24 protein-coding genes are annotated in these 24,509 nt (G+C 44.6%); 7 read left to right on the forward strand and 17 right to left on the reverse strand.

Annotated elements, in window-relative coordinates:
• Nucleotides 1-11: 11 nt before the first annotated feature.
• From ACLSSO_RS10560 to ACLSSO_RS10575, 4 genes are all read right to left on the reverse strand, one after another.
• Entirely contained in the window at nt 12-1,013 is a 1,002-nt protein-coding gene (locus ACLSSO_RS10560; protein ID WP_295900491.1) for a hypothetical protein, read from the reverse strand.
• The gene (locus ACLSSO_RS10565) at nt 1,010-1,456 is read right to left on the reverse strand and encodes a hypothetical protein (protein ID WP_295900489.1); all 447 of its coding nucleotides are present in this window, start codon (nt 1,454-1,456) and stop codon (nt 1,010-1,012) included. The genes ACLSSO_RS10560 and ACLSSO_RS10565 overlap by 4 nt, the downstream gene beginning before the upstream one ends.
• Nucleotides 1,453-4,440 (reverse strand): hypothetical protein, encoded by a 2,988-nt coding sequence (locus ACLSSO_RS10570; RefSeq protein WP_413942762.1) that lies wholly within the window; start codon nt 4,438-4,440, stop codon nt 1,453-1,455. Before ACLSSO_RS10570 ends, ACLSSO_RS10565 begins: the two co-directional genes overlap by 4 nt.
• 176 nt (nt 4,441-4,616) lie before the next feature.
• Nucleotides 4,617-5,546 (reverse strand): cation diffusion facilitator family transporter, encoded by a 930-nt coding sequence (locus tag ACLSSO_RS10575; RefSeq protein ID WP_413942763.1) that lies wholly within the window; start codon nt 5,544-5,546, stop codon nt 4,617-4,619.
• Between the two features lie 58 nt (nt 5,547-5,604).
• Here ACLSSO_RS10575 and ACLSSO_RS10580 point away from each other — a divergent pair, with 58 nt between their 5' ends.
• Nucleotides 5,605-6,519 (forward strand): COX15/CtaA family protein, encoded by a 915-nt coding sequence (locus tag ACLSSO_RS10580; protein ID WP_295900482.1) that lies wholly within the window; start codon nt 5,605-5,607, stop codon nt 6,517-6,519.
• Here ACLSSO_RS10580 and ACLSSO_RS10585 read toward each other — a convergent pair.
• Entirely contained in the window at nt 6,512-7,129 is a 618-nt protein-coding gene (locus ACLSSO_RS10585) for an LON peptidase substrate-binding domain-containing protein (protein ID WP_295900481.1), read from the reverse strand. The genes ACLSSO_RS10580 and ACLSSO_RS10585 overlap by 8 nt on opposite strands.
• A 78-nt stretch (nt 7,130-7,207) precedes the next feature.
• On the opposite strand from ACLSSO_RS10585, the gene ACLSSO_RS10590 reads away from it, so the two are divergent.
• Complete coding sequence (locus tag ACLSSO_RS10590) at nt 7,208-7,597, forward strand: thiol-disulfide oxidoreductase DCC family protein (protein WP_295900478.1); 390 nt, start codon at nt 7,208-7,210, stop codon at nt 7,595-7,597.
• On the opposite strand, the gene ACLSSO_RS10595 is transcribed toward ACLSSO_RS10590, so the two are convergent.
• Nucleotides 7,582-7,992 carry a (deoxy)nucleoside triphosphate pyrophosphohydrolase gene (locus ACLSSO_RS10595; RefSeq protein WP_340591947.1) on the reverse strand — a complete coding sequence of 137 codons (411 nt, stop codon included), beginning with the start codon at nt 7,990-7,992 and terminating at the stop codon, nt 7,582-7,584. The two genes, ACLSSO_RS10590 and ACLSSO_RS10595, sit on opposite strands and share 16 nt — an antisense overlap.
• Before the next feature lie 125 nt (nt 7,993-8,117).
• On the opposite strand from ACLSSO_RS10595, the gene ACLSSO_RS10600 reads away from it, so the two are divergent.
• The 4 genes from ACLSSO_RS10600 to ACLSSO_RS10615 are packed head-to-tail and all read left to right on the forward strand — an operon-like array spanning nt 8,118 to nt 12,402.
• On the forward strand, nt 8,118-8,801 hold the full coding sequence (locus ACLSSO_RS10600) for a YoaK family protein (protein ID WP_295900474.1): 684 nt from the start codon (nt 8,118-8,120) through the stop codon (nt 8,799-8,801).
• Nucleotides 8,798-10,402: a Na/Pi cotransporter family protein gene (locus tag ACLSSO_RS10605; protein WP_295900472.1), complete on the forward strand. Its 1,605-nt coding sequence runs from the start codon at nt 8,798-8,800 to the stop codon at nt 10,400-10,402. The genes ACLSSO_RS10600 and ACLSSO_RS10605 overlap by 4 nt, the downstream gene beginning before the upstream one ends.
• Nucleotides 10,402-10,743, forward strand: a complete 342-nt coding sequence (locus ACLSSO_RS10610) for a DMT family protein (protein ID WP_295900471.1) — start codon at nt 10,402-10,404, stop codon at nt 10,741-10,743. The genes ACLSSO_RS10605 and ACLSSO_RS10610 overlap by 1 nt, the downstream gene beginning before the upstream one ends.
• Nucleotides 10,744-10,788: 45 nt before the next feature.
• Entirely contained in the window at nt 10,789-12,402 is a 1,614-nt protein-coding gene (locus ACLSSO_RS10615) for a hypothetical protein (RefSeq protein ID WP_413942764.1), read from the forward strand.
• On the opposite strand, the gene ACLSSO_RS10620 is transcribed toward ACLSSO_RS10615, so the two are convergent.
• From ACLSSO_RS10620 to ACLSSO_RS10630, 3 genes are read right to left on the reverse strand one after another with little or no spacing between them, the layout of a single operon-like run.
• Entirely contained in the window at nt 12,399-13,178 is a 780-nt protein-coding gene (locus ACLSSO_RS10620; protein WP_413942765.1) for a hypothetical protein, read from the reverse strand. The genes ACLSSO_RS10615 and ACLSSO_RS10620 overlap by 4 nt on opposite strands.
• Nucleotide 13,179: 1 nt before the next feature.
• On the reverse strand, nt 13,180-15,384 hold the full coding sequence (locus ACLSSO_RS10625) for a heavy metal translocating P-type ATPase (protein WP_413942766.1): 2,205 nt from the start codon (nt 15,382-15,384) through the stop codon (nt 13,180-13,182).
• A 6-nt stretch (nt 15,385-15,390) separates the two neighbouring features.
• The gene (locus tag ACLSSO_RS10630; RefSeq protein ID WP_295900463.1) at nt 15,391-15,672 is read right to left on the reverse strand and encodes a metal-sensitive transcriptional regulator; all 282 of its coding nucleotides are present in this window, start codon (nt 15,670-15,672) and stop codon (nt 15,391-15,393) included.
• Nucleotides 15,673-15,810: 138 nt separating this feature from the next.
• Here ACLSSO_RS10630 and ACLSSO_RS10635 point away from each other — a divergent pair, with 138 nt between their 5' ends.
• Nucleotides 15,811-16,239 carry a hypothetical protein gene (locus ACLSSO_RS10635; RefSeq protein ID WP_413942767.1) on the forward strand — a complete coding sequence of 143 codons (429 nt, stop codon included), beginning with the start codon at nt 15,811-15,813 and terminating at the stop codon, nt 16,237-16,239.
• On the opposite strand, the gene ACLSSO_RS10640 is transcribed toward ACLSSO_RS10635, so the two are convergent.
• From ACLSSO_RS10640 to queA, 8 genes are all read right to left on the reverse strand, one after another.
• Nucleotides 16,236-16,805 (reverse strand): DUF366 family protein, encoded by a 570-nt coding sequence (locus tag ACLSSO_RS10640; protein WP_295900459.1) that lies wholly within the window; start codon nt 16,803-16,805, stop codon nt 16,236-16,238. The two genes, ACLSSO_RS10635 and ACLSSO_RS10640, sit on opposite strands and share 4 nt — an antisense overlap.
• Nucleotides 16,806-16,807: 2 nt before the next feature.
• Nucleotides 16,808-17,503, reverse strand: coding sequence for a 7-cyano-7-deazaguanine synthase QueC (queC, locus tag ACLSSO_RS10645; protein ID WP_413942768.1), 696 nt, complete (start codon nt 17,501-17,503; stop codon nt 16,808-16,810).
• On the reverse strand, nt 17,500-19,227 hold the full coding sequence (gene recJ / locus ACLSSO_RS10650; RefSeq protein WP_295900455.1) for a single-stranded-DNA-specific exonuclease RecJ: 1,728 nt from the start codon (nt 19,225-19,227) through the stop codon (nt 17,500-17,502). The genes queC and recJ overlap by 4 nt, the downstream gene beginning before the upstream one ends.
• Nucleotides 19,228-19,233: 6 nt before the next feature.
• Complete coding sequence (secF, locus tag ACLSSO_RS10655; protein ID WP_295900454.1) at nt 19,234-20,172, reverse strand: protein translocase subunit SecF; 939 nt, start codon at nt 20,170-20,172, stop codon at nt 19,234-19,236.
• A 10-nt stretch (nt 20,173-20,182) separates the two neighbouring features.
• Nucleotides 20,183-21,877, reverse strand: a complete 1,695-nt coding sequence (gene secD, locus ACLSSO_RS10660) for a protein translocase subunit SecD (RefSeq protein ID WP_413942769.1) — start codon at nt 21,875-21,877, stop codon at nt 20,183-20,185.
• Nucleotides 21,877-22,218, reverse strand: coding sequence for a preprotein translocase subunit YajC (gene yajC / locus ACLSSO_RS10665; protein ID WP_295900450.1), 342 nt, complete (start codon nt 22,216-22,218; stop codon nt 21,877-21,879). Before yajC ends, secD begins: the two co-directional genes overlap by 1 nt.
• 66 nt (nt 22,219-22,284) lie before the next feature.
• Complete coding sequence (gene tgt, locus ACLSSO_RS10670; protein WP_413944821.1) at nt 22,285-23,400, reverse strand: tRNA guanosine(34) transglycosylase Tgt; 1,116 nt, start codon at nt 23,398-23,400, stop codon at nt 22,285-22,287.
• Complete coding sequence (gene queA / locus ACLSSO_RS10675; RefSeq protein WP_413942770.1) at nt 23,397-24,458, reverse strand: tRNA preQ1(34) S-adenosylmethionine ribosyltransferase-isomerase QueA; 1,062 nt, start codon at nt 24,456-24,458, stop codon at nt 23,397-23,399. Before queA ends, tgt begins: the two co-directional genes overlap by 4 nt.
• Nucleotides 24,459-24,509: the final 51 nt, after the last annotated feature.

Genomic DNA, 24,509 nt, shown 5'->3' on the forward strand with positions numbered 1-24,509 from the left:
CCAAAAAATTCCTAAAGACTTGCGGTTTTCACCTTGTCTTCGTCTGACATCTTTTTAACTTTAAAATAAATCATTTTTTTGATCACAGAGTCTCTGCGGATCATGAACTCTTTCACCTTATCAGCTAACAAGAAAGGCTGAGACCATGTTCCATTTTCGAAAGTAGTTTTATACAAACGAGCAGGAGTCGATGTATAACGACTGTCCTCATACCTTTCTAAATAGTATCGAATAAATCTTACCGGTCTAAGGCGTACTAGCGGAATACCACCACCCATTGAAGGAATGGTTCTTAAGAATGAATCTGCCGTTGTAATTTCGATTCCCGTTTCTGGATGCTTGATATTTAGAAAACCTTTAATGGCGATGTCCATATCCATTCTTTGTCCTTTTACCGAGCCCACAAATATAGGGCTGCGAGGAGCCACAGTCAGGTCAACATTACCTAAACCGTCCATGGGACGAATGCGAGCCGGCGTATCCAGCATCAAAATTTTACCATCAACCCAGAATTCCTTCCGTTGATTTTTCACGAAATTGTTATGGTTGACTGTTTGAAACTCTAAAGTTGCAGACAGATTAAAGTCAGCTGGCACAGGCCCAATATTATACGCCGCTGGAGGATCATAATTTAGAAGAGCTCCCGATTTAACATCCTGAACCATGATATAAAAATCAGTGCGGTTTCCTGTCGGGGTTAAGACGATATCTCTCTCAATTTTTCCTTTAAGGGCATTTTGGGGAACATCCGGATAATAATCGAAGAAGGAAAGCCCTTTATCGTCTTTGAGATTTACATTGTTATAGGAAGGATCGGAATTGTTGAGATCAGAAAAAATAACCCTTTCCGCTAGGTTTGTATCAATGGAATCCTCAAGCTTGTCTTTTAACTGAGCTTGATCCTTGGAAACAAACAGCTGAGTCGATACAATAACCATCGTGAGAGCGGCCATCAGGCCAATCCCCACAACTACTTCTACGGCGGTAAAACCTTTGTTAGTTCTTAACATCATTTTGCACTCACCACGAAAATATAGTCTTTGTACGGCTCGCCTTTTGCGGCCCACATTTTATGTGTCATTCGCAAAGTTACTTTATAAAGGCCACGATAAGATTCATACGGCTGAATGACATAACCGTACGTTCCAGCACAATCGGGACAGTCTTCACGAAGAGCGACCTTTCCATTATCCCATGCCATGGGCAGACTGTCCGGTGCCAACATTTCCCCCGCTGCGGTTTTATAATTAAAATTTACTTGGTAGTTTTCGACACCCGATTTTATATTCTCGGCTATATCGGCAATTTGTTTTTCGGAAGAAGACATCACTACGGTACTGCGGGATGTGTTTCTTAGGGAAACCATTCCTCCGATAAAAGCAGAACCGACAATGGCAATCAAACCAAGTCCTACAAGAGATTCAACGATTGTTTGACCTCGATTATTTAAGATCATATTCCACCCTCTCTTGATTGCTCGACGACGAAGAATCGAACCATGCGACGCTTACATGTCGTATTTGAGGAGCTTGTTGTACCTGAACCCGCAACAAGACCGCAGTCGGGATCAACAGTTGTCCATTGGAATGGATCTGCTTTACCGCGAAGACTGATAGCATTGCATGACATGCGATCCGAAACTTCAATTGCTGAAGGAATTGGATGCCAGATTGGGTCCGCGTTCTTATCGTCACATGAACGGCCCGACTTGGATTTTAGAATTCCCGCATTACGCAGTTCAACAGTGGCTTGAGGAGAGTAAATCGAACTCCAGTTAATTCCTGCTTTGATCGCGTCACTATGGATTCTCAATTTGCCGACGATGAACGTTCCAATGATGCGCAACGGTTTTGATCTTTTCTCAATTTCCAAGTCATCACAAGCCACAAATCCAGTCACAAACTCTGCCGACTCTTGAATCACGCACTTACCAACAATAGATCGTAGTTGGAAAGTCGCATTGGCACGAGTTGCATTGGTACTATTCCAAATAAGCTCGTTCAACGCGGGATCCTCCCCTGCTTTGGTATTTTGAGTTCCGGCAAAATTCCAGGAGATACGTGTACTCGGACTAAAATCAGTATTCCAGCCTGCACCACCGAACGATTGTGAAGTTGCGGCATTACGAGCCGCCTCACACTGCGCAGCCAAGGCCGTGTAATCCGTATCATCCACATCTGCAGTTATGATCGATGAGTTTGCCTCTTTAGTCGCATAATCAGGACCATCAAGATATAACTGCGAGTTATTAAATTTAAAATTCAGATAGCCTTTCAAATTTTCATTTGATGGTATGCCATAGAGAGGTTCACTTCTATAAAAGGTTCCATCATAGGCCTGAAGTCCCACAACGGGCGCTACTAATTTACCATTTGCATCCAAAAAGCTTTTTGCGTTCGTTACTGTGAAGTCAATATCCAACTTATCGTCTGCATAGTCCCATTTGGTTTTAACGCGTGAGGTGTCGACCTCAATAACAGGTGGATTGGCTTTTAAATTTAGATACGCGTTGTAGTTTGTTTTTGCCATATCCACATCTTTTGAGGCCAAGTTCACGACACTGTCTTGAGCAGGAATTTTGTTATTCACCAAATCAGAGATCTCGGCGTTGAGTTCTTTAATCTTCGCTTCTAAAGAACTAATAAGTTGAGGATCTTGATAGTCCACGTTATCCGCTGGTTGTTGGGCTGTTGTTGTTCCACCGGTTGTAGTTCCGGATGTGGTCCCAGATGTACTTCCACTCTGAGTTGTTTGCGTTGTTTGTGTCGTTTGAGAGCCGGAAGTATCCGTTGTACTTGTGCTTGCGACAGTCCTTTTTGGTTTTGCTTCTTCTTCAGCCAGTTGAGTTTTCGTTTCATTTAAAAGTCTACGGTCGTCGCTTAACTTTTGATCTAGCGATTTTTGATCTTTCAACGCGGTATTGTATTTTGCTTCAGCCGTCGTTTTCGCATTCACCAAAGTATTTTCATAAGCAGGCGATCCAACAGGAACGATAACTTTTGCGTAACCATTTCTTGGCAATTGGAAATCGACGTATCGTCCCCCAACATAAATCCGAAATTCCATCACAGCGCCGCCGAAATAAATGTCGGATTGATCAATTTGAACTTTTCCATCACCCCACTGAGACGTATTGATACGTAAGGCGTTCCACTGACGAGAAAATTCATTCCCGTTAGATAGCGTGATTCGGTAATCATACTGCGACATTGTCTCGTTAGTCTTTCTCGCACCTAATTTAGATTTCTGAGTTATCGTATCAACTTTGGCTTTACTTAGTGCAAAGTCGATACATTTCTTCATCAGCTCCATGCTTGTAGCTAATGAACCTGTACTAGTTGAACCAGGACCGTTTTTGAAAACCTCAAGGCCTTTATCAAGACCACCGTCATTTTCGATCCCTTTTAAAAAACCACCAAAAGTTCTGGCGTCGGCCCAATAACGATCGGCCAAACCACCCATCGAACGAGGAGAATAAACTTCATTATTTCCTTTTTTGACCCAACCGTTACCGAGATAAACCCGCTCAGCAAAAGTCACCGCACTATATTGCGTATTCCCGTCTACCTGACTCGCTGGTCCGTTATCTTCGGGAAGATAAATATCTTTATTCACAAACACGGGACTATTAAATACAAGTCCTGGGCTTGATCCCAAATCAGAACGAGATCCAAATTTATGAAGAGAAACACTGCCCGTTTTCGGCGCGAAAGTGTAATCCCAAGGTAAATCCAAATGCAGATCTCCTGGGACTAACAACGCAAAAGAACCTACTTCACGTGGGTAGACAACAATTTGGGAATTAATTTCCATCTTCGTTCGGCCGAACGCTATAGGATCTGACTCTTTAAATTCTTTCAAAGCCACATGAATTTGTAGATATACTTCTCGACCGGCTCTTGGAAGGTAAGGACTGTCATCACGTTGAATATCAACAGAGATGAATCCCACCTTCACTGGATTTCCATCAGGCCCCTTAACTGAACGTAAACTGTTTAACACTGGAAAAAGAGGATGGTCCGTCGTGGCCACGGTAACGTCGATCAACCGACTGATTTTTGAAAGGCGGATTTCGCTGGGATTTACCGGTCCCACATTTTGATTGGAGGCAATCAAACCTTTGATAAAGTTTTCCTGCTCCACGGACATCAAGACACGCTCGACGTTTCCGGAGTGCACAAGGTTGCACTTGTCTGGTGTATCGTTCAGGAGCGCATAATCCGGTGTGAAACAGTATTTCTGTCTGACCCCGAAAATCACATAGTCCATGGCGCTGTTAAGAGCAAATCGCAGGTTCACCAGGTTCACCGTTGTACCTACTTGCTCTTTCTGTCCAATCACGTAGTTCGTGAGGAAGTAAAAAGAAGTACTCATCACGGCGGTGGCGGCCAAGATTTGCAACAAAACATTACCTGCTGAGTTACGTACCGACTTAAGCATAAATGTTTCCTTACTTTTTCCTACCTCTGTTATCGGCAAAATCTTGCAAAAACTTATACTTATGCGAGCAACTAAATAAATTGAAATGGAAGGGCGTCTCGTTTCGAGATAACTCTCAAAACGAAACGTTTAAAAATCTTAGACCGAGATGAAAAAGAGAATTTACTTGAAAAAAACTATTCGTGTTCGGGATCCACGCATGAAGCGCCGGAAACTTCCGTTTCGATTGTCGCCTCGACGATCCCAAAATTTTTAACCAGATTTTTTATCTGGACTTTCACTGTTTCCATATCTGAGACAGTCGCGGAGGAACCCAAAACAACGTGCGCTGTATAGATATGACTTTCACCATCTAAAGACCACAGATGACCATGATGAATGTCGACTACATTTTCAAGCTTACGGATTGCCTCTTCCACTTCACTGACCTGAATCTGTGTCGGAGAGGCCATGAGGAACACCTTTAAAGCCTCACGCAGATTTCTAAAGACGTTGAACATAATCCACAAGGCCAAGGCAATGGCCATTCCCGCATCAAGCTGCGGAATATGGAAGAACTTCATCGCAATCGCACCGACTAAAACCAACGCCCATCCGATCACATCTTCAAGCATGTGCCACATGAGCATCTTTTCATTCAGCGACTCCCCTTTGGAAACCCGGAAAGCGGCAAAGCCATTCACTGCGACACCTAAGATCGCAAGCAGAATCATCCCATCAGCATGAGGCTGTTGTGGCGTCATCAAGCGCGGCACGGCTTCCATTAAAATAAAAATGGAACCAACAACCAAAATCACACCTGTGATCACAGCGCCTAAAGTGGAAAAACGACGGTACCCGTATGAAAAGCTGCCGTCACTTTTTCTATGAGAAAATTTCTCTAGAAAAATCGCAAGCCCCATTGCCAATGCGTCTCCGAAATCGTGAAGAGCATCACTTAAAATCGCCACACTGTTCGTAAGAACTCCGCCGACAAGCTCGATGCATGCAAAACCAAAATTCAACGCCAAAGCGAGCTTCATGCGACCCACAACGGCATGGGAATGATGATGGTGATGTCCATGAGAGTGCGAATGGTGGTGGTGATGACCTTTAGATTCAGACATAGTTCATTTAAGTCTTTTCTAGCCTGAGAAGTCAATCTGTGATAGTTGGTTAATCACTATGACAAAGCCTCAATACAAGAAACTTGCATTTAGCCTTCTTATTTACACACTTCTAGTCATTTTGTGGGGAGCCTGGGTTCGCATTTCTCACTCGGGCGACGGCTGCGGAGACACGTGGCCTCTCTGTCATGGTCAATTGATTCCCGAAGCGCAACGAGGCAAGACATGGGTGGAATATGCTCATAGGCTCATGTCTGGCATTTACGGTTTTGTTGTGATTTATTTTTGGTGGATGGCTCGCAAAGTTTATCCGAAGGGACACTTTGTAAGAAAAGCTGCTTTAGCGACTTTGATTTTCATGATCACAGAAGCTCTTCTTGGGGCAAAGCTTGTTCTTTTCAAACTTGTTACTACAAACGACACTCCTTACAGAGCGTTTGTGATGGCCCTTCATCAAGTGAACTCCTTCATGCTTACAGGCGCTGCGGCGCTCGCTTTTGCGGGGGCCACAATCACCAAAGACCTTCCCCCTCCAAACAAAGAGGACCGTCGCTACAGACTTCTTCCGTGGATCATCGTCATCATTGGAATTACAGGCGCCTGGGCTTCCCTTTCAAATTCACTTTTCCCGACGGAAAATCTGCTGGAAGGATTTTTTGCTGACTTCTCAACCGAGTCTCACTTCTTAGTGCGATTGCGTGGACTTCATCCTCTTTTTGCCTTGCTTGGCGGAGGCAGCCTTGCTTTGTTCTTCTGGGTGAAGGCACAAACTGCGGAATCGCTTTTATTAGAACGCCGCTCGTACCAAATGAGCTTAGCTCTAGTCACAGCGATTATTTTTGGAATCATGACTTTGATTCTTCATGCGCCTGTGTGGATGAAGATTGTGCACTTGGCATTGGCGCACACGATTTGGGTGATTTTACTTCAGTGGGTCTTTTTTGCGCGCAGTGAGCGAGTTGAACTTAAGTAGTCAACTCGTTGGATTCCATCAAACGATGAAGGAAATGAACTTTTTCATTGATATCGTCGTACTCTAAAACCATCTGCTGCAGGTCGTAGTCACGCACCAGATACGAAGCGAAACTTCCGACAATCTCTTCGGGCTGAATCATATTTCGCATAAACAGATCTCTTTGCGCAGGATCTGGAATGTGCGTATGAATCCATCGAGTCAAAATTTTATGTAAAGAATTAAGCTCGCCGCGAAGTTCTGGCTCAAGAATGGTTTTTTCAGGAATGATTTGACCTTCGCAAATAATATACGGAGTTCCACGATCAAGGACCTTACCCAGTCGTAACTTGCCTTGCCCTTGCAAAAAGATCAAAAGAGTTCCGTTCAATCTTTCCTCGACGATTTGTGCGTAACCGTAACCCGCGACCTCCCGAACAAAAGGAACTTTCTCGCCGGGACGAACCGACGAGACCTTGGACGGGTCTTCGATGAAACCCACAGCAATGGGCGTCTGAGTTTCTACGGCTTCTTTGATCATGGAAAGATAACGAGGCTCAAAAATATTGAGAGGCTTTGTTGTTCGTGGGAACAAAGTCACGTTAACTAGAGGAAAAAGAAAGACTTCCATGCGAACAAGACTCCTCAACTTGAATCTCTATTATAAAGACTGTAATCTTTAAATGCTATGGAAAAGGTGGACCTGAAGATGAGAAACGTAGTCTTTTTTGATGGTGTCTGTCACCTTTGCAATGGTTTTGTCGATGCTGTTATCAGTCGCGACAAGAATCACACTTTGCTGTTTGCACCACTTCAAGGAACAACGGCGGAAGAACTTTTACCCTCTGAAGACCGTGTTAAACTTGATACAGTGATCTACTTTGAGGCAGGCAAGATTTATCACAGGTCCGCTGCGATCTTAAAAATCCTCACAAAATTAGGCGGCCTTTACAAGATCCTTTCGATCGCATGGATTATACCAGGTCCAGTGCGTGACATGATTTATAATTGGGTCGCAAGAAACAGATACGCCTGGTTTGGCAAACGCGAGTTTTGTCGTCTCCCCACCAAAGAGGAACGCTCTTACTTACTAGACTGAAGAATCTGCGCCACAAACGGCCGATCCGCTTCGGACAATTCCTCAGTCACAATTTCTTCCGGCAAGCACCACTTAAACGCATCATGCTCTAAGAGCTTTAACGTCCCGTCATCCGTTTCGGCCCAATAGACTTTCAAACGGATGAGCTTCGTCGGATAAGCAAAATCCCCTTCCCCTAAGAAATCTCCCACTCGGATAGAGACTGAAAGCTCCTCTTCTATTTCACGAAGCAAGGCCTGCTCAGGCGACTCGCCTTTTTCAACTTTTCCTCCGGGAAACTCCCAGAAGCCCGCACCACTTTGCCCGGGCCCTCGACGCACAATCAAAATTCTTTTTTCTGGGTCGGCGTACCTTCTGATGAGGGCCGCAACAACCACGACAGGTTCGTTTCGCATAGACCTAAGTATATAGCTGTCTTTTGTCTTTTTAGAAGGAATGTTTTACTCTATTTGTCAGTATGTTTTCCTATCAGCAGACACTTTCACATTATAGTAAATCCAACGTTGCAATCTGGCTTTCCATGGCCTTTCAAGCTGGCGCCATCAACACCGGAGGTTATCTCTCCTGTCACCGCTTTGTCTCTCACGTCACGGGTTTTGGAACTCTTGTCGGCGCAGAGGCTGCGAGTGGAAAAATCACTCCCGCATTGGGAATGATGGCTGTGCCGGGATTTTTTATCGGAGGCACAATGCTCTCGGCCTTCTTAGTAGATCGCCGGATTCAGACGGGTCGGCGTCCTCTTTATCCCGTGGTGCTATTTTTAATTTTATCACTGACTTTATCCGTAACGATCGCGGGAAAACTTGGATATTTCGGAGAATTTGGAGCACCCATTGTCGCAAAAGATTATCTCTTGCTGGCGGCCCTGTGCTTAGCATGTGGAATTCAAAATGGCACGGTGACCTCCGCTTTCGGAGCGATCATTCGCACGACACACCTAACGGGCATCACCACTGATTTGGGAATCGGCGTTGTGCGCATTCTCACCGGCACACATAAAATTCAGCCGCGCACGAATGAAATTCGCGCCAACTGGATGAGAGCTGGTATCATCACCTTCTTCATGTTGGGCTCCTTTCTTTCGGCCTACGTTTATCTTCACGCAGAGTATTGGGGCTTCCTAATCCCCTGCGGTATTGCTACAATCCTCTTCTTTTGGAGTTTAGTTCACTTCTTCGGCGGCAGAACGGATAAAACATCATGATCGACACCCATAATTCCTATTTCATTATTCTTGTCAGCGGAGTCGCGCTGTTTTTGTATGGAATGGGATTGGCTTCATCCTCTCTTGAAAAGTTGATGGCCGGAAAAATCACATCTCTTTTAAATCGTCTTTCACAAAGTAAATTTCTTGCGATCTTAACAGGCGTTGTTCTGACAACTCTGATGCAAAGTTCTGGGGCCGTGACATCAATGCTTGTGGGCTTGGGCTCTGCGCGTGTGATCAATCTTCGCCAGGTGATGGGTGTGATCATTGGAACGGCGATTGGTACAACACTGACAGTCCAATTCATCTCTTTGGATTTAGGTCAATATGCTTTGCCTGTGTTCGCTATCGCGTTTGCGTTTTACTTTAAAGCCAAGAAGACTGTTTTCAAAAATCTGTCTTTAGTTTTCATGGGCTTTGGCCTTTTGTTTTTGGGTTTAAACCTGATCTCCGTCTCTTCACATCACTTTGCTGAAAATCCTATGCTCACCGATCTTTTCCAAAGTGTTCGTGAGAATCCGGGCTACTCGCTTTTGATCTCTATTATTTTCTGCGCCTTTGTTCAAAGCAGTGCCGTGACTATTGGTCTTGCGATGAGTTTAGCAACGGTGAAAGCGATTACTTTCTACGATGCGATGTTGTGGGTTTATGGCGCTAATATCGGAACGACCTCAGTCGCTTTGATTGCGGCGGCAGGCGGTAACTACGTCGGACGCCAGGTGGCTTGGGCGCATTTCTTTTACAAAACTATCAGCGTCGTGATTTTTTATCCGTTCACTCAGCTCTTTATTGATTTCTTAACGACCTTCGATACGACATTGTCACGCTCTATCGCCAATGCGCATTTGATCTTTAACGTTCTCTCGGCTGTGCTTTTCTACCCATTTATCAACAAAGGGGCTGAGATGATTGAAAAGATGTTCCCGAAAGCTGCTTCTGAAGAGTTCGGAACGGAGTTTGTGAATCTCAATAACTATCAAAGCTCCGCCCTGGCGATTTCTTATGCTAATCGCGAAATCATGCGTACAGCGGATATCGTTCTAGGAATGATCAAAGATTCTATTCGTCTGTTTGAAACAAACGATCCCAAAGACTTTGATTCCATTAAAGATCGCGATAACAAAATCGACTTCCTTTATCGCGAAACCAAAATGTTTTTATTGGATCACGCGAATAAATCAAATACCGTCGTTCATCAAAATGTGATGAATATGATCATGTTCTTAAGTGACTTAGAAAGAGCTGCCGACGCTATTGACATCAATATCCTCGCCTTGGCGATTAAAAAGAATGCTCTAAAACTTGAATTCTCCGATGAAGGCTGGACTGAAATTCGTAAAATGCACGAGCAAGTCGTTAAAGTCGCAGCCATGGCTATCAATGCTTACCAAAACAAGGAACTTTGCGAAGAAGCCATTCAGTTAAAACGTGACCTTGCCAAAACAGAGATTACTCTGCGCGAGAATCATATCAGCCGTCTCAACCGTGGCATTAACACTTCCATCAACACCAGCTCCATTCACTTGGATCTACTGAGTGAATACCGCCGTATTGCAAGTCTGCTTTGCAATCACGCTTACAATTCGAGGTCTACATAATGTCTACATTTACACCTATCGGCCTGCTATTTCTTTCGAATATTTTTATGACTTTTGCCTGGTACGGGCATTTAAAGTCTCTTCGTGAGTCAGCTCTGTGGGTGGCAATCCTTATAAGCTGGGGCATCGCCTTTTTTGAATACCTTTTACAGGTGCCAGCCAACCGAATGGGCTATGGCCAGTTCACGCTTCCTCAGCTTAAAATCATCCAGGAAGTGATCACCATGGTAGTCTTTGCCGGGTTTTCAGTTCTCTATATGAAACAATCATTGAAGCTGGATTTCCTTTGGGCGGGCCTATGCCTTATTGGCGCCGTTTATTTTATTTTTAGGTCTGCTTAGAAAAAATTCGCTCTTTTATCTCATTTCAAGATATAATGAACACATATGAAGTTCATTTACGTCCTGGAAGATGATGAACGTATTCAAAAGGATCTGTATGAGACTTTAAAAAGTATAGATCCAAAGCTTCATATTCGCTTTTTTCTCACTCTTGCACAATTTCACGAATGGCTTAAAGTCGCAGTCCACGAAGGTGCAAAATCCTTGGCCCCGGGCGGGCAAAAATATAAAGATGATGACTCAGAAGAGATCACCCCGTCTGACACCCACGAATTAAGATTGGTCGTTGCAAAATACGAATTTTTCGGTGCAAAGAACATGGGGCTCATCAAACGAGCCCGCGATTTTTTTGTGCGTAAGAAAATGTGCTCAGAACAAGAACCCACCGCCCTGATTTTGACCGCTTTCGATAGCCCTGACTTCGACATCGCACTCGCTGAAGAACGCATCATTAATAACGTGATCTTTAAACCCTTTGATAAGTTAATTCTGAAGCAACATCTTGAGTATGCTCTTACAGGTCACCACCCTGTGAATACGGGCACCGTGGCGGCAATGAAAATTCAGTCCACAATTCAAATGCTTAAAGAGGTTGCTTTTAATAGCATCTCCGAAATCGGTTTTACGACAGTCAACAATCATGAGATCAAAATCGGAGCCATAACGAAGTACTATAGCGACGTCTTTAAGGCAGAAAACAAAAGAAGTATTTTTGCGTACTGTCACTCCTGCAAAGAAATTCCTCCGACGGCTTCGACTTCCTCCGACAAAGAATATCTTTGTGAATTTCATTTCTTCGGTGCCGACAACAAACAAATAAGCCAGATCCGACGAAACATTCTCCAAAACAAATCTCACGAAGTTCACAATCTTATGAACACTCAAGGCAGTACCATGAGAGTTCTGGTCATCGACGAGGACGTCGCCGCAGGCCTGGAAGTTAAAAATTTTCTGAGCGAAAAAATCTCCAATCTAGAAATTTACAATTACGCTCACTATGGACAACTGCTTTCAGACCTTTCTGACAAAGACACCGTCAACCGTCAGGAACTTCCACCGCAGTTTGATATGGTTTTTGCGAGCTATGATCTTTTTGAGATTGAAAAGGAAAAACGCTGGGGGCAAATCTGCCAGTATCTGCAAGACCGAGCCACCAAGCATGCCATCTCCACGTCAGGTCCACCGCATTTGTATTTGCTTTCTCGAAAAAAAGTCCCGACGGACGAGATCAGAAACATTGCGTCTTGGAGCAAAGAAATTTTTTTCATTCCTCTCGACAAAGGCTACATTCTTAAAAAAATCCTCTCGCAGCATTCCACTCTTTTAAATCGCGAAAACTCCACTGTCTCTAGCATTAAGGACAATAGCGTCTTGAAAGTCGCTAATCCGGTAGAGATCACCCAGATTTCTGAAGCGGGCCTGGTTCTTAAGTATTACCGTGCAATGAGCACAGGCGCTTTCCGAGAGTTTATCTTATGGCGCCCCGAAGAAACCGAGACGCCTGAAATCACAGGAACCGTGAATTTCACGGAAGAAGATAAAAACGGCGGAGAGTTCTTTTTGAATCACTTCGTCTTTTTCGGGATGAAGGATCACTATCTTAAACACATCCGCCTTTGGTTGCGCGAAGCTTATATCAAATCAAAAGAAAAAGGCTAATTGACCTTTACAGAAAGCGGCACTGTTCTCAGTACATTTCTATCTATGAATTGAATCCACAAGCGATACGCTCCTGATTTCGGAAAAGTCACATGAAGCATGCCCTTGTTGGGCACGGCTCCTTCCATCGGATGAACGTGGATCAATGTGCTCCCGTCCTCAGGAACGGCAACCACGTGAGCAAAGGCTCCCAAATACGGAGTGACCTCTGAAGGTTGACCATTGGATTGAGTCAACACAAGATCCAACATCGCCATCTGGCCATTAGAAATTTTTTGATTATTCAAAGTCGCAACAGAATCTCCGTCACCGCCCGAGCGAATATCTTTTAATCCTGGAGGCAAAGGCCACGCAGGCTCCCCGTCTGAAACTTTCAAGTTATTAGACAGATTAAAGTCAACTCCGGCTTTAGTCTGTCCTTGAATCCAAACTTTGTAATCGCCATTTTTTACAAACGAAAGATCCACACTCCAGCGAGATCCATTAAACTCCGGATGGACGTGCTGAAACTCATTTAAAGATTTATCGTAAACCAACAAATGAATTTTCTTTTCATGAGTGTCTACTAAATCTTGATCTGACAAGGACTGCGACGTCTTTGCATCTAAAAGACGAAACTCAAACCGCACCATCCCTGCTTGTAAATCTTGAGAGCCTAAAATCTCCCAGCTTAAAGGAACCTTCGGACTATGACCACCGCCGTGATCGCCATGTCCACCGCTGGCTATCGCGCCAGAACTCAATAAAAACATTCCACTTAAAATCCAGTTTCTCATTTTATTCCCCCGCGCCAATTTGTTTTCGTTTTAACAATAAAGAATTACTTACGACAGACACAGAACTCATCGCCATTGCAGCCCCCGCGATCACTGGGTTCAGCATTCCCAGAGCTGCAAGTGGAATACCTAAAACGTTATAAATAAATGCAAAGAATAAGTTTTGGCGAATCTTTTTTAAAGTGATATGCGACAACTCCACTGCATGAGCCACAGATTGAAGATCATTCTTCATCAATGTCACATCCGCTGTCTCAATGGCAATATCAGTTCCTGAAGACATCGAGAAACTCACATCAGCCATTGCTAAGGCTGGAGCATCATTAATACCATCCCCGACCATGGCCACACGCTGTTTTTTTCTTTTCAAAGTCACAATGACATTGGCTTTATCTGCAGGCTTCACACTGTGTTTAAACTCTGTGATTCCGGCCTGACGAGCGATTTCTTTGGCAGTTCCTTCGTTATCGCCGGTTAACATCATCACTTTGATGCCACGTTTTTGAATATCGCTGATGGCCGCTTTGGAACTTTCACGGATCTTATCCGCGACAGCGACATAACCTAAAATTCTTTCGTTGTTCGCAAGAACCATCACTGTCTGACCTTGTGACTCCAGCTTTTGCATCAACTCTTGATTTAACGAGTAGGCTGCCGCCACCCAGGAGGGACGACCGATTTTATAGGAAACTCCATCGATATCACCTTCAACACCTTGCCCCGTGACCGATTTAAAATTCTTCACAGAAAGCAAAGGCAACGATGCCTTTTTCGCTTCCTCAACGATCGCGTGAGCCAATGGATGGGATGACCCGCCCTCAAGACTTGCCGCCCACTGAATGACTTTGGCTTTATCTTGTCCCGACATTGTCACAACTTCAGTTACAACAGGTTTACCTTCAGTGATTGTTCCTGTTTTATCTAAAACAAGAACATCGATTTTCTCTGCAAGCTCTAAAGCTTTTGCATCACGAAAAAGAACACCGGCCTGCGCCCCTTTGCCAATTCCCACGACAACCGCAGTAGGAGTTGCCAAACCCAAGGCACAAGGGCAAGCGATCACAAGAACTGACACGGATGAAATAAAGGCCGCTGTCAAATCCCCCGTGAAAAACCAAGTTCCAAAGAATGTCAGAACGCTGATTCCAACAACAATCGGCACAAAAACGCCGGATATTTTATCCGCCAGCCTTTGAATTGGCGCTTTTGATCCTTGAGCGGCTGTGACAATTTTAATGATTTGTGCAAGCTGAGTGCGATTGCCAACACCCGTGGCTTTGATACGCAAAGTTCCCTCTTGATTGAGAGTCGCCGCATAGACTTTATCGTCGGTGCGTTTTTCCACAGGCATGCTTTCGCCTGTCAGCATAGACTCATCGACAGTCGAGACACCTTCAACAACCAAACCGTCAACAGGGATCGCTTCCGCATTTTTTACGATGACGATATCGCCAGCAACAAGGTCCTGAATATGAACTTCCACCACCTGGCCATTTCTTTCGACGAAGGCTTTTTTAGGTTGAAGTCTTAAAAGACTTTCAACCGCTTCTGAAGTTTTGCCCTTCGCGCGGCTTTCCATCAATTTACCCAACAGGATCAATGTGATCACCGCCGTACTTGCCTCAAAATAAATGTGCTGATGATGCCAATTCATCACTGTCACCACAACACTTAATAGATAGGCCATGCTAGTACCTAGCGCGACCAAAACGTCCATATTGGCACTCTTCGATCTCAAGGCATAATAGGAGCCACGATAAAATCTCCACCCGATCCAAAACTGAACCGGTGTCGCAAGAATCAATTGAAACCAACGCGGCATGATTTCATGATGGTCTCCAAAGAACATCACGAACATTTCTAAAATAAACGGCGCTGTTAAAATCGCTGAAGCAATAAATAGAAACAACTCTTTGCGATACTCCGCTGCCGCCTCTTCTTTGATCTTTTCGGAATCAACCTCCGAATTAATTTCGAAAGCTTGGTAACCTACGTCTTGAATCGCTTTCACCAAAGCTTCAATATTCACCGTTCCTTCAGTAAATTCCACGTGAGCTTTTTCTGTGGCAAAGTTCACCGTAGCTTTCACGTCTGGCATCGCATTCAAAGTTTTTTCGATTTTGCCTGCGCAGTTTACGCAGGACATCCCGATAAGTTGCAACTCTGCAGTCTGATTTTTATTTTCTGTTGTTGTTGTTGTTTCCATAACGACCTACTTGTTTACGAGATACATGATCTCATCAATTTTAGTTGAAATTTCTTTGCTATCTTTAGACTTCACTGCCGTCTTTACGCAGCCATGAATATGTGTCTTCATAATTTCAGACTCCACCGCCTTCAAAGCCTTTTCCGCCGCCCTGATTTGAAAAATAATATCCGGACAATACCGGCGCTCAGTGATCATTTTTTCGATACCATCCAACTGACCACGCACACGGTTCAGGCGTTTGATGTGAGCACTGTGATCAGGATGGGGGACTGTTTCCTTCTTCATATAGGACCTCTTTTATAGGTTTTATTATATACCCCCCTGGGGTATATAATAGCCAGAAATATATTTTATTTTCTTTTGTCACAAATCCCTATCTCCTTCCCTATAAGAGGGCGTAGAGTTTTATGAAGGAGAGACAACATGAGAATGATTTTAGCCGCGTTACTACTAATGCCTGCCCTTTCCTGGGCCCATGGCGAAGACAAACCAGGCCCTGCTGGCGGACATATCCGCATGCCAGGAGCTTTTCACACCGAATTAATTCTGGATAAAGAGCAGGGCGCCCATATCTTTCTTATAGATATGAACTTTCAAAACTCGACGGTGAAAGATTCTAAAATTGAGATGGTGGCGAAATATAAAAAATCCGAAGTGAAGTTCACATGCTCAGTGATGGGCGGGGATCACTTCCATTGTGTGCCAGAGAAAAAGTATCCAAATAAAGGAGAACTTATCGTGAAAGCGGTTCGCGAGAACGCGGTGGGAAATCCTGTGAGTTACAAACTCCCTCTTCCTGAATTTAAGACGAAAGAGTTTGTAGATCCTCACGCAGGCCACATGGGCCACTAAGGAACAGGGCGTACCTTCTGCGTCGCTGTGACTATCGAAATAAATTCTTTTCTAAAAAGAGTCATCAGATCCTCGGACACACGACGAGGATCTAACTTTAAATCCCCCAAGCTCAGTGTCTCTACCGGTGTTCCCTTGTTCGTTACATTCATCGCGAAATGCACCATCACCGAAACCGGCGAACGAGTGGCAATACTGATACTGAGCTTTCTATCATCCAGATAAATATCGTCCCCATCACGATGCAGGCTTCTTTCACCCAAAACGGAAGAAGAATTATGTTGCAAATAATCTTTCGCGATAGAGGCGAACATCCGCTGTAACAAAACGCCGGAAAATAAATCACGGTCAAAAACTTCGATAATGAAATGAAGCATTTCATCACCCTGGATCACGGCTTTGGCTAAAAGATCCTCCCCATCAACCATGTGATCAAAGGAAATCGAACAAGGTCCCTGCCAAGAAACGATGGAAGGCCCTAGGATTCCGTGATCAAGATAAGCAAACAAAGAGCGAAGCTGAGTCCCGTCGTAAGCAAATTTCTTTTCGATAAAATGACTTTGCATTTTTACTCCTTAAAAAGATGCTTCACATCAACACCTGCGGAAGCAAACGCGCGTTTTGAACGCTGGCAAGACTCACACTGCCCGCACCATTTATCGCCGGAGAAATAACAAGGCCAAATTAATTCCCAAGGAATTTTCAACCCCTGCCCTAAGCGAACGATGTCTGGTTTTTTCATATGAACCGTGTAACATCCCACCGTCACATGATTGGACGTGGAGTAACGAAATGCTTTCGTAGAAGCATCCATAAACTCTTTAGAATTATCAGGAAAAGTCGCAGCTTCCTCGGCGTTAAATCCTGGAATCACCGCGTGTGCACCCAAGGCTTCCGCAAAAGCCGCAGCGATATTTAAGAAAATACCATTGCGGTTAGGAACCCAAACTGACTTCTTCGTTTCTTCTGATTTCTCAAGATCGTCGATAGCAACTCGTGCTCCAGTTGGAACCTCTTGATCTTCGACCAACAAAGAGGACTTATTGAAATCTTTAAACCAAGGAAGGTCCACAATCTTGTGAGGAATGTTAAGATGAGCGGCGATCTTTGCAGAAGCTTCCATCTCTTTTTTCGCGGCTCTTTGTCCGTAATTAAACGTTAATGCCAACACCACTTCGTGATGATGTTTGATGGCTTCATAAACATTCACCGTCGAGTCCAACCCCGCCGATAGAAGTACCACTACTTTTTTTGTCGATTTCATGTTGCAGCCTTTAGGTCACGAATCAAAATCTGAATAGTCTTCTGACCTGCAAAATAGTTCCATTGAAGTTCCCCAAGGACATTATAAAAGCCGGGAATGTTCTGCAAAGTATCTAGCTGACGAGGTGTCGGTGTAAACAACAAAGCCTCGGAAGAGGCCTGCCCATCGGCATCAGCAATCTTTAAACGAAGATGTCCACCCTTGAGTTCTCTTTTTGAAAGAACTTGGACATTGGAAAAATGAATCAAAGGAATCGAAAAGCCCGCTCCGAAAGGTCCAACAAAGTCATACCACTTCATCAGACTTGTTCCGACTTCGGAAAGCTTCGCCTCAACATCATAGAAAATTTCTAAAGGCTTCGGCTTTTCACGCAAATCAGAAAAATGGCCAGAAAGTTTTTCTACAAAGTTCGCAACACGGGTTTCAGCAATTTCAAACCCCGCCGCCGCCGAGTGACCGCCAAAACGGCTGAGCAACTCTTGCGCCGAAGACATCGCCTCGACCAGACATGCTTCTTGACCTTGAGGAAGACGTGCACTTCCCACGATCATTCCGTCATCGCCAAGCGATCCGACGAATGCAGGCTTATTATAAACTTGTGTCAGCTTTGTTGCGATCAAACCCACAACACCGCGATGGAAGTTTTTAGAAGCGACAAAAACAAAGTCTTTATGAGGCCATTCTTTAAGTAACTCTTGAGCTTCTACTTCGGCGTCGTTTTGAAGTTGAACTCGAGTTGAGTTGTTCTTCATCACTTCGCGCACCATGGATCGCGCCTTTGCAGCATCTTCTAAAAGGAAAATATCAATTGGTAGAACACCTGACTCCATACGCGAAAGCGCATTGAGTTTCGGAGCAAACCGAATAGCCACGTCTTGAGAAGTTAACGGACGATCAATCAAATCCAACTCTTCAAGTAATGCTCGAAGTCCGGCTCTTTTGGTTTCAGCAAGCTTCACTAAACCATGCTTTACTAAAACACGATTGTCTTCCACCAAGGGAACCATATCCGTTAAAGTGCCGATCACAAAATAATCGAGCACTTCTTTCAAATCCCAATTGTTTTTAGGGAGTTGTGGATGATCTTGGAAGTATCGTTTTAATCCACGCAAAAGATAGAAGGCGACACCCGCTCCACACAAGAAACCCAAACCTGAAGGACAATCCCCTTGATTGGGATTCACCACAACGAAAGCATCGGGAATTGTTTCAGCGGGCAAATGGTGATCCGTTAAGATCACATCCACACCCAACTCACGAGCACGATTCACGGCCGCATGAGCTGTGATGCCGACATCGACAGTGATAATTAAAGACACACCCTGTTTGTGAAGCTCTTCAACGGCGGCCGCGTGAAAACCGTACCCTTCAGAAAGACGTTTTGGTTGGTAATGCAAAACTTCTGGAAAACCTAAAGCCAGCATTCCCGTTTTTAAGAGAGCTAGACCTGAGGTTCCATCAAGGTCGAAGTCAGCATAGATGCAGATTTTTTCACCGTTAAGATAGGCTTTACCTAGACGCTCAAGAGCATGAGACATCCCCTTCAAACTAAGGGGATCTTTCATATCAGCGAGCTTAGGAAAAAGAAGTTTTTCAACTTCGGCGGATTCAGCGAACCCACGAGCCGCCAGAATTTTTCCGATCAGAGAAGGCCATTGCCCCTCGACTTTCGAGGGAGCTTCGGCTTCTGTCAGTAATTCACGCGGCTTCCATAGTGGATTCATAGGTCCTTAAGCTTTTGCTTTTTTCAAGGACATCTTTTCCATCAAAAGCACGAATGGCGCTGCTACGTAGATAGAAGAGTATGTACCGAAGAAGATACCGATGCAGATAGAGAACGCAATGTCCTGAACCGTGCCATCAGCAAAAATGTACAAGCAAAGAGCGGAAATAAATGTTGTTCCTGAAGTGATTACAGTACGAACCAACATCTCATTGATAGATCTGTTGATAACGAACTTGAAACCTTTGTCATGATAGTGACCTTCAGTTTCACGGATACGGTCAAATACCACGATCGTGTCATTCAGAGAAAAACCGATCAAAGTCATGATCGCTGCCAAAATAGACACATTCACTTCTTTTCCAACTGCAACGAACACAGCCAATGTGATCACGGCATCATGGAACAAGCACAGAACTGCACCTGGAGCGAATTTGTAATCAAAACGCAAACCAACGTAAACCAAGATCACAAGCAAGCCGTAGAATACAGCAAGAAGACCGTTACGTTTCAACTCAGCACCGACTTGAGGTCCCACTGTATCCACACGGCGGATATCCGGGTTCGCATCTGCGAAAGTTGTTGTGATCGCGTTACGGATTTGAGTGATATCTTTATTCAAGATTTCATTCGTCTCTTTATCGGTAGCACCTTGCTTACCTTGGAAGCGCACGATGAATTCATTGCCTTCACCGAAAGATTGCACACCCACTTCACCCAGTTTCATATCGTCCACCGTTTTACGGATGTGATCGATTGTCACTGGTTTTTCAAACTTCACCTGAATCTCAGTACCACCTTTAAAGTCGATACCGTAGTTGATCCCGTGAACCGCAAGGTAAATCAAAGAAGCAATAACCAAAACCAAAGAGATTCCGCCAAAGAGCCAAGCTTTACCGACGAAATCAAAACGTCCAAATGATTCATTATTCTTAATAATAGTCATGGATCAACACCTACACAGAAAGCTTTTTAAAGTTAAACTTATAAACAAGAGTATCCACGATCACTTTTGATACGAACACGTTCGCAAACATAGAAGTCACGATACCGATCAAAAGAGTCACCGCAAATCCACGCACAGGTCCTGTACCGAAATACAAAAGAACCACAGCCATGGCTGCTGTTGTGACGTTGGCGTCAATGATGGCTGACATCGCACGATGATAACCTTCCTTAACGGCAATCTTAATACTGTGACCCAAAGCCAATTCTTCTTTGATTCGCTCATTGATCAACACGTTGGCATCAACCGCAAAACCCACCGTCAAAGCGATACCCGCAATCCCCGGTAAAGTCAGAGTCGCACCAAAGCTTGTGAGCAATGCAAAGATAGAAAGGATATTAAGTCCCAAAACCAAACTCGCAACGGCACCCATTGATTTGTAGTACACAAGCATAAAGATCACGATGATCGCAGCACCTACAAAAGATCCCATTTTCGCTTTATCAATCGCATCGGCACCCAATGTAGGACCCACACGTCTTTCTTCCAACTGCTCAAGAGATGCTGGCAATGCACCGGCACGAAGAGCTGTTGAAATCATTTTCGCCTCTTCCATCATTTGGTTACGGTCACGACCGCCACCCAAAGTCACCACCGCTTGTCCGCCCGCAATACGGTCACGGATGCTTGGTGCTGATTTGACAACTTTATCAAGAACGATCGCCATTTGCTTACCAACGTTATTTCCAGTTAGATCAGCAAACTTCGCCGCACCTGCAGAGTTGAAGTGCAAAGAAACTTGAGGACTGCCGTATTGGTCGTAACCAACAAACGCGTCATCCAAAGCTCCACCACCCAAGTCTGTGTCTGTTTTCAATAGATAAGGAACAGCGCCTGCTTCCATTGTTGTTGCATTTGAAGATTTCTCAAAGAACACAACAGATTTTTCAGGAAGTTTAGACTTCAAGTCTTCATTCAAACGAGTCACGTACTCAGAGTACTTCATCGTTGTCATGTTGTAGTTCCCCGCTTTTTCCGCTTCAGCAATCATCGCCTGAAGTTCTTGCGGAGTTTTCTCGTGAGAAACAACCATGAAATCCAATTTCGCTGTTGTATTGATCAGCTGTTTCGCTTTTTCAGCGTCAGCCATACCAGGAAGCTGGATCAAGATGCGGTTAGAACCTTGTTGAGAGATTGAAGGCTCCGCCACACCGAATTCATCGATACGGTTACGGATCGTTTCAATCGCCTGTTGAATCACGCGATTTTTATAATCGTTCAAGTACGCATCAAAGTAACGAACTGTCACTACAGTGTCTGTTGAACCCATTGTTTGCAAAACTGTTGAGTATTTTTCAGAAAGGAATTTCTCAACGGCTGCTTTACCAGAAGCTTGAGCGACAGAGATTTGGATCTCACCTTGCTCTGGCTTTTCTGATTTCACATCAGCGAAAGAAATGTTTTCTTTTTGCATTTCCGCTTTCATGGAAACGATCATACGGTTTGTGCTTTCTTTCACCACACCGTCAACATCAACGCCCATCACCAGATGCAAACCACCTTGGATGTCCAAGCCGTAGTTCAACTTCTGCTTAGAAGGCCACCATGTTTTTTCACCGAAATGTACCACGTTCGGCAATACCCATACGATAGCTGCCGCTACACCTAAAACTGCGAGAATAGATCTCCAACGAAGTCCTTCCATTATTTCTTTTCCTCTGCTGTTGCTGCTTTCTGAGATGTTGCAATCTGACTGCGAAGCATTTTAACTTTCACGCCTTCAGCAATTTCCAATGTCACGAATTGATCTGTGATGCCTTCCACACGACCAAGGATTCCAGACGAAGTAACTACTTCGTCGCCGCGCTTAACTTCGGCAAGGAACTTCTGATGTTCTTTTTGTCTCTTCGCTTGAGGACGAATGATGAGGAAATAAAAGATCACGAAGATGAAGATAAATGGCACAAACATTTCAAACGCTGATGGCTGACCACCACCAGAAGCTGTTTGCGCATAAGCTGTCGATACAAGAAGTCCGTTAAACATGATTCCTCCAATTAATAACTGACAGTAAAATTCAGCATTATTCTTAGGAAGAATCAATATTTAAGTCTAGCGCTCTTTCTTTACGAATCGCGTTAAACAATCGTCGCGGAACCCTTCCCAACGACCTTCTTCGATAGCCTTACGAGCACGTTCCATCAATTTCATATAGAAATAAATATTGTGAATCGTGTTCAAACGAGAGCCTAAAATTTCACCACTCAAGAACAGATGGCGCAAATAAGCCTTCGAATAATTCGTACAAGTGTAACAATCACATTCAGGATCCAATGGAGATGGATCTTCACGATATTCGCTGCGCTTAATACTGACTTTACCCTGCCACGTGAAGATCGTTCCATTGCGTGCCACTCGAGTAGGCATGACGCAGTCAAACATATCGATTCCTGAATCAATTGCAATGATCAGATCCGTCGGAGTTCCCACGCCCATCAAATAGCGCGGCTTATTCGCTGGCATTTTTGGAGCCACATGTGGAAGAAGTTCATGCATCAAGTGAATCGGCTCACCGACGCTAAATCCCCCAAGAGCATAACCCGGAAGATCCACGGAACAAATTTGCTCCATGCTTTTCAAACGGTGCTCAAGACTCAAACCACCTTGCACGATTCCGAAAAGCAAACTCTCTTTGCGAGTCATCGCCGCTTTGGAACGCAAGAGCCAACGGTACGTGAGCGCCATCGACTTTTCGATTTCTTCTTCTGTCGCTGGATATTGAAGACATTCATCAAACGCCATGATGATGTCAGAGCCCAGATCCATTTGGATCTCCATGCTCTTTTCTGGAGAGATAAAATGTTTTGCTCCATCCAAATGCGAGCGGAACTCCACACCTTCTTCGGACATATTGCGAAGCTGTGATAAGGAGAAAACTTGGAAACCGCCAGAGTCTGTAAGAATCGGTCCGTGCCAGTTCATAAATTTATGAAGGCCGCCCATTTTTGCAATCGTCTTTTCGCCAGGACGCAAGTGCAAGTGATACGTATTACCCAAAACAACTTGCGTACCGCACTCCTTCAACTCTTCTGGAGTCATCGCTTTCACAGTCGCCTTTGTACCAACAGCCATAAAAACGGGAGTCTGCACCGGACCGTGAGCCGTCATCAGTGTCGCGCGACGAGCGTTGCCTGCGGTTTTATGAACTTTGAATTCACCTAATGTCATTGTTGAGTTTCCGTCCAGCACGATAGATCTCCGTAAGAAAAGAGTCGGAACTTTCTCTCAATCGCCCATTGATAGCAAGCTTTTACTCTTTCTAGAGAAGAAAATCCTGCCACTAAAGCTAGCAACGTTGACTGCGGTTGATGAAAGTTCGTTAAAAGTCGATTGACCACTTTAAATTTGTAACCGGGTTGAATTAATAATTTTGTAAATCCGCGATAACCTGTTTCCGCAGAACCTTGCAGAAGTCCCTGCGCGGCACTCTCCAACGAACGCGTCGTCGTTGTTCCGAGTGACCACACTTTGCCATTCGAAGCACGCACATCTGCAATCACCTTCCAAGTTTCAGCACTCACTTCCACATACTCTTCGTGCATATCGTGATCGTTCAAATCTTCTGCTGTCACTGGCAAGAAAGTTCCAAGCCCCACGTGCAATGTGACTTCAACAATCTTCACACCACGCTCGCGAAGCTTTTGCATGTCTTCACTTGAAAAATGCAGACTCGCTGTCGGAGCTGCAAAACTTCCCGGTGATTTTGCCCAAGCGGTTTGATACCAAGATTCATCGGCATCCACGGTGTGCCTATGATCACGGGCTTTTTGAATGTAAGGAGGCAAAGGAAGCTCAGCCACTTTTTGAAAATAATCTTCGGTCACTTCTTGATTGAGACGCACTTTTTGTGGGCGACCTTTTTCAATCAAGGTCATCGTGACACCCAAAGGAAGTTCAAGTGTGGAACCGATTTTGTGTTTCTTTGAAGGAAACAGGACTTCCCAATCTTGTTGCTGCTCCAGCTCTGGGCCTCCGGCCCTCCGCTCTGCCGGCTCCCGCCGACTCAGAAACAGAATTTCAATGTCTCCCGCAAACACACGACGCTTTAAAACACGCGTGTTGTTAACAACTAAAACATCGCCTGATGGAATTCGCTCCATCAATTCTTGGATTGAAATTTCTTGAGGCTCGCCGTTTTCCTGAACCCACATCACGCGCGAAGGGCGCTGAGGGGCTGTGGCAATAAGCTCTTCAGGAAAAGCGAAATCCAAATCGGTGATTTTCATAACGCCGTCATACCATAGAAATCGACCCGCCGGGCACTTTTTTCTGGCTTT

The organism is Bdellovibrio sp. HCB-162 (assembly GCF_047344985.1).
In the GTDB taxonomy this organism is placed as follows: domain Bacteria; phylum Bdellovibrionota; class Bdellovibrionia; order Bdellovibrionales; family Bdellovibrionaceae; genus Bdellovibrio.

Bases quoted from the DNA above. Each gene is read 5' to 3' on its own strand.
- ACLSSO_RS10560 (WP_295900491.1), bottom strand. From the start codon at position 1,013: ATGATGTTAAGAACTAACAAAGGTTTTACCGCCGTAGAAGTAGTTGTG.
- ACLSSO_RS10565 (WP_295900489.1), bottom strand. From the start codon at position 1,456: ATGATCTTAAATAATCGAGGTCAAACAATCGTTGAATCTCTTGTAGGA.
- ACLSSO_RS10570 (WP_413942762.1), bottom strand. From the start codon at position 4,440: ATGCTTAAGTCGGTACGTAACTCAGCAGGTAATGTTTTGTTGCAAATC.
- ACLSSO_RS10575 (WP_413942763.1), bottom strand. From the start codon at position 5,546: ATGTCTGAATCTAAAGGTCATCACCACCACCATTCGCACTCTCATGGA.
- ACLSSO_RS10580 (WP_295900482.1), top strand. From the start codon at position 5,605: ATGACAAAGCCTCAATACAAGAAACTTGCATTTAGCCTTCTTATTTAC.
- ACLSSO_RS10585 (WP_295900481.1), bottom strand. From the start codon at position 7,129: ATGGAAGTCTTTCTTTTTCCTCTAGTTAACGTGACTTTGTTCCCACGA.
- ACLSSO_RS10590 (WP_295900478.1), top strand. From the start codon at position 7,208: ATGAGAAACGTAGTCTTTTTTGATGGTGTCTGTCACCTTTGCAATGGT.
- ACLSSO_RS10595 (WP_340591947.1), bottom strand. From the start codon at position 7,992: ATGCGAAACGAACCTGTCGTGGTTGTTGCGGCCCTCATCAGAAGGTAC.
- ACLSSO_RS10600 (WP_295900474.1), top strand. From the start codon at position 8,118: ATGGCCTTTCAAGCTGGCGCCATCAACACCGGAGGTTATCTCTCCTGT.
- ACLSSO_RS10605 (WP_295900472.1), top strand. From the start codon at position 8,798: ATGATCGACACCCATAATTCCTATTTCATTATTCTTGTCAGCGGAGTC.
- ACLSSO_RS10610 (WP_295900471.1), top strand. From the start codon at position 10,402: ATGTCTACATTTACACCTATCGGCCTGCTATTTCTTTCGAATATTTTT.
- ACLSSO_RS10615 (WP_413942764.1), top strand. From the start codon at position 10,789: ATGAAGTTCATTTACGTCCTGGAAGATGATGAACGTATTCAAAAGGAT.
- ACLSSO_RS10620 (WP_413942765.1), bottom strand. From the start codon at position 13,178: ATGAGAAACTGGATTTTAAGTGGAATGTTTTTATTGAGTTCTGGCGCG.
- ACLSSO_RS10625 (WP_413942766.1), bottom strand. From the start codon at position 15,384: ATGGAAACAACAACAACAACAGAAAATAAAAATCAGACTGCAGAGTTG.
- ACLSSO_RS10630 (WP_295900463.1), bottom strand. From the start codon at position 15,672: ATGAAGAAGGAAACAGTCCCCCATCCTGATCACAGTGCTCACATCAAA.
- ACLSSO_RS10635 (WP_413942767.1), top strand. From the start codon at position 15,811: ATGAGAATGATTTTAGCCGCGTTACTACTAATGCCTGCCCTTTCCTGG.
- ACLSSO_RS10640 (WP_295900459.1), bottom strand. From the start codon at position 16,805: ATGCAAAGTCATTTTATCGAAAAGAAATTTGCTTACGACGGGACTCAG.
- queC (WP_413942768.1), bottom strand. From the start codon at position 17,503: ATGAAATCGACAAAAAAAGTAGTGGTACTTCTATCGGCGGGGTTGGAC.
- recJ (WP_295900455.1), bottom strand. From the start codon at position 19,227: ATGAATCCACTATGGAAGCCGCGTGAATTACTGACAGAAGCCGAAGCT.
- secF (WP_295900454.1), bottom strand. From the start codon at position 20,172: ATGACTATTATTAAGAATAATGAATCATTTGGACGTTTTGATTTCGTC.
- secD (WP_413942769.1), bottom strand. From the start codon at position 21,877: ATGGAAGGACTTCGTTGGAGATCTATTCTCGCAGTTTTAGGTGTAGCG.
- yajC (WP_295900450.1), bottom strand. From the start codon at position 22,218: ATGTTTAACGGACTTCTTGTATCGACAGCTTATGCGCAAACAGCTTCT.
- tgt (WP_413944821.1), bottom strand. From the start codon at position 23,400: ATGACATTAGGTGAATTCAAAGTTCATAAAACCGCAGGCAACGCTCGT.
- queA (WP_413942770.1), bottom strand. From the start codon at position 24,458: ATGAAAATCACCGATTTGGATTTCGCTTTTCCTGAAGAGCTTATTGCC.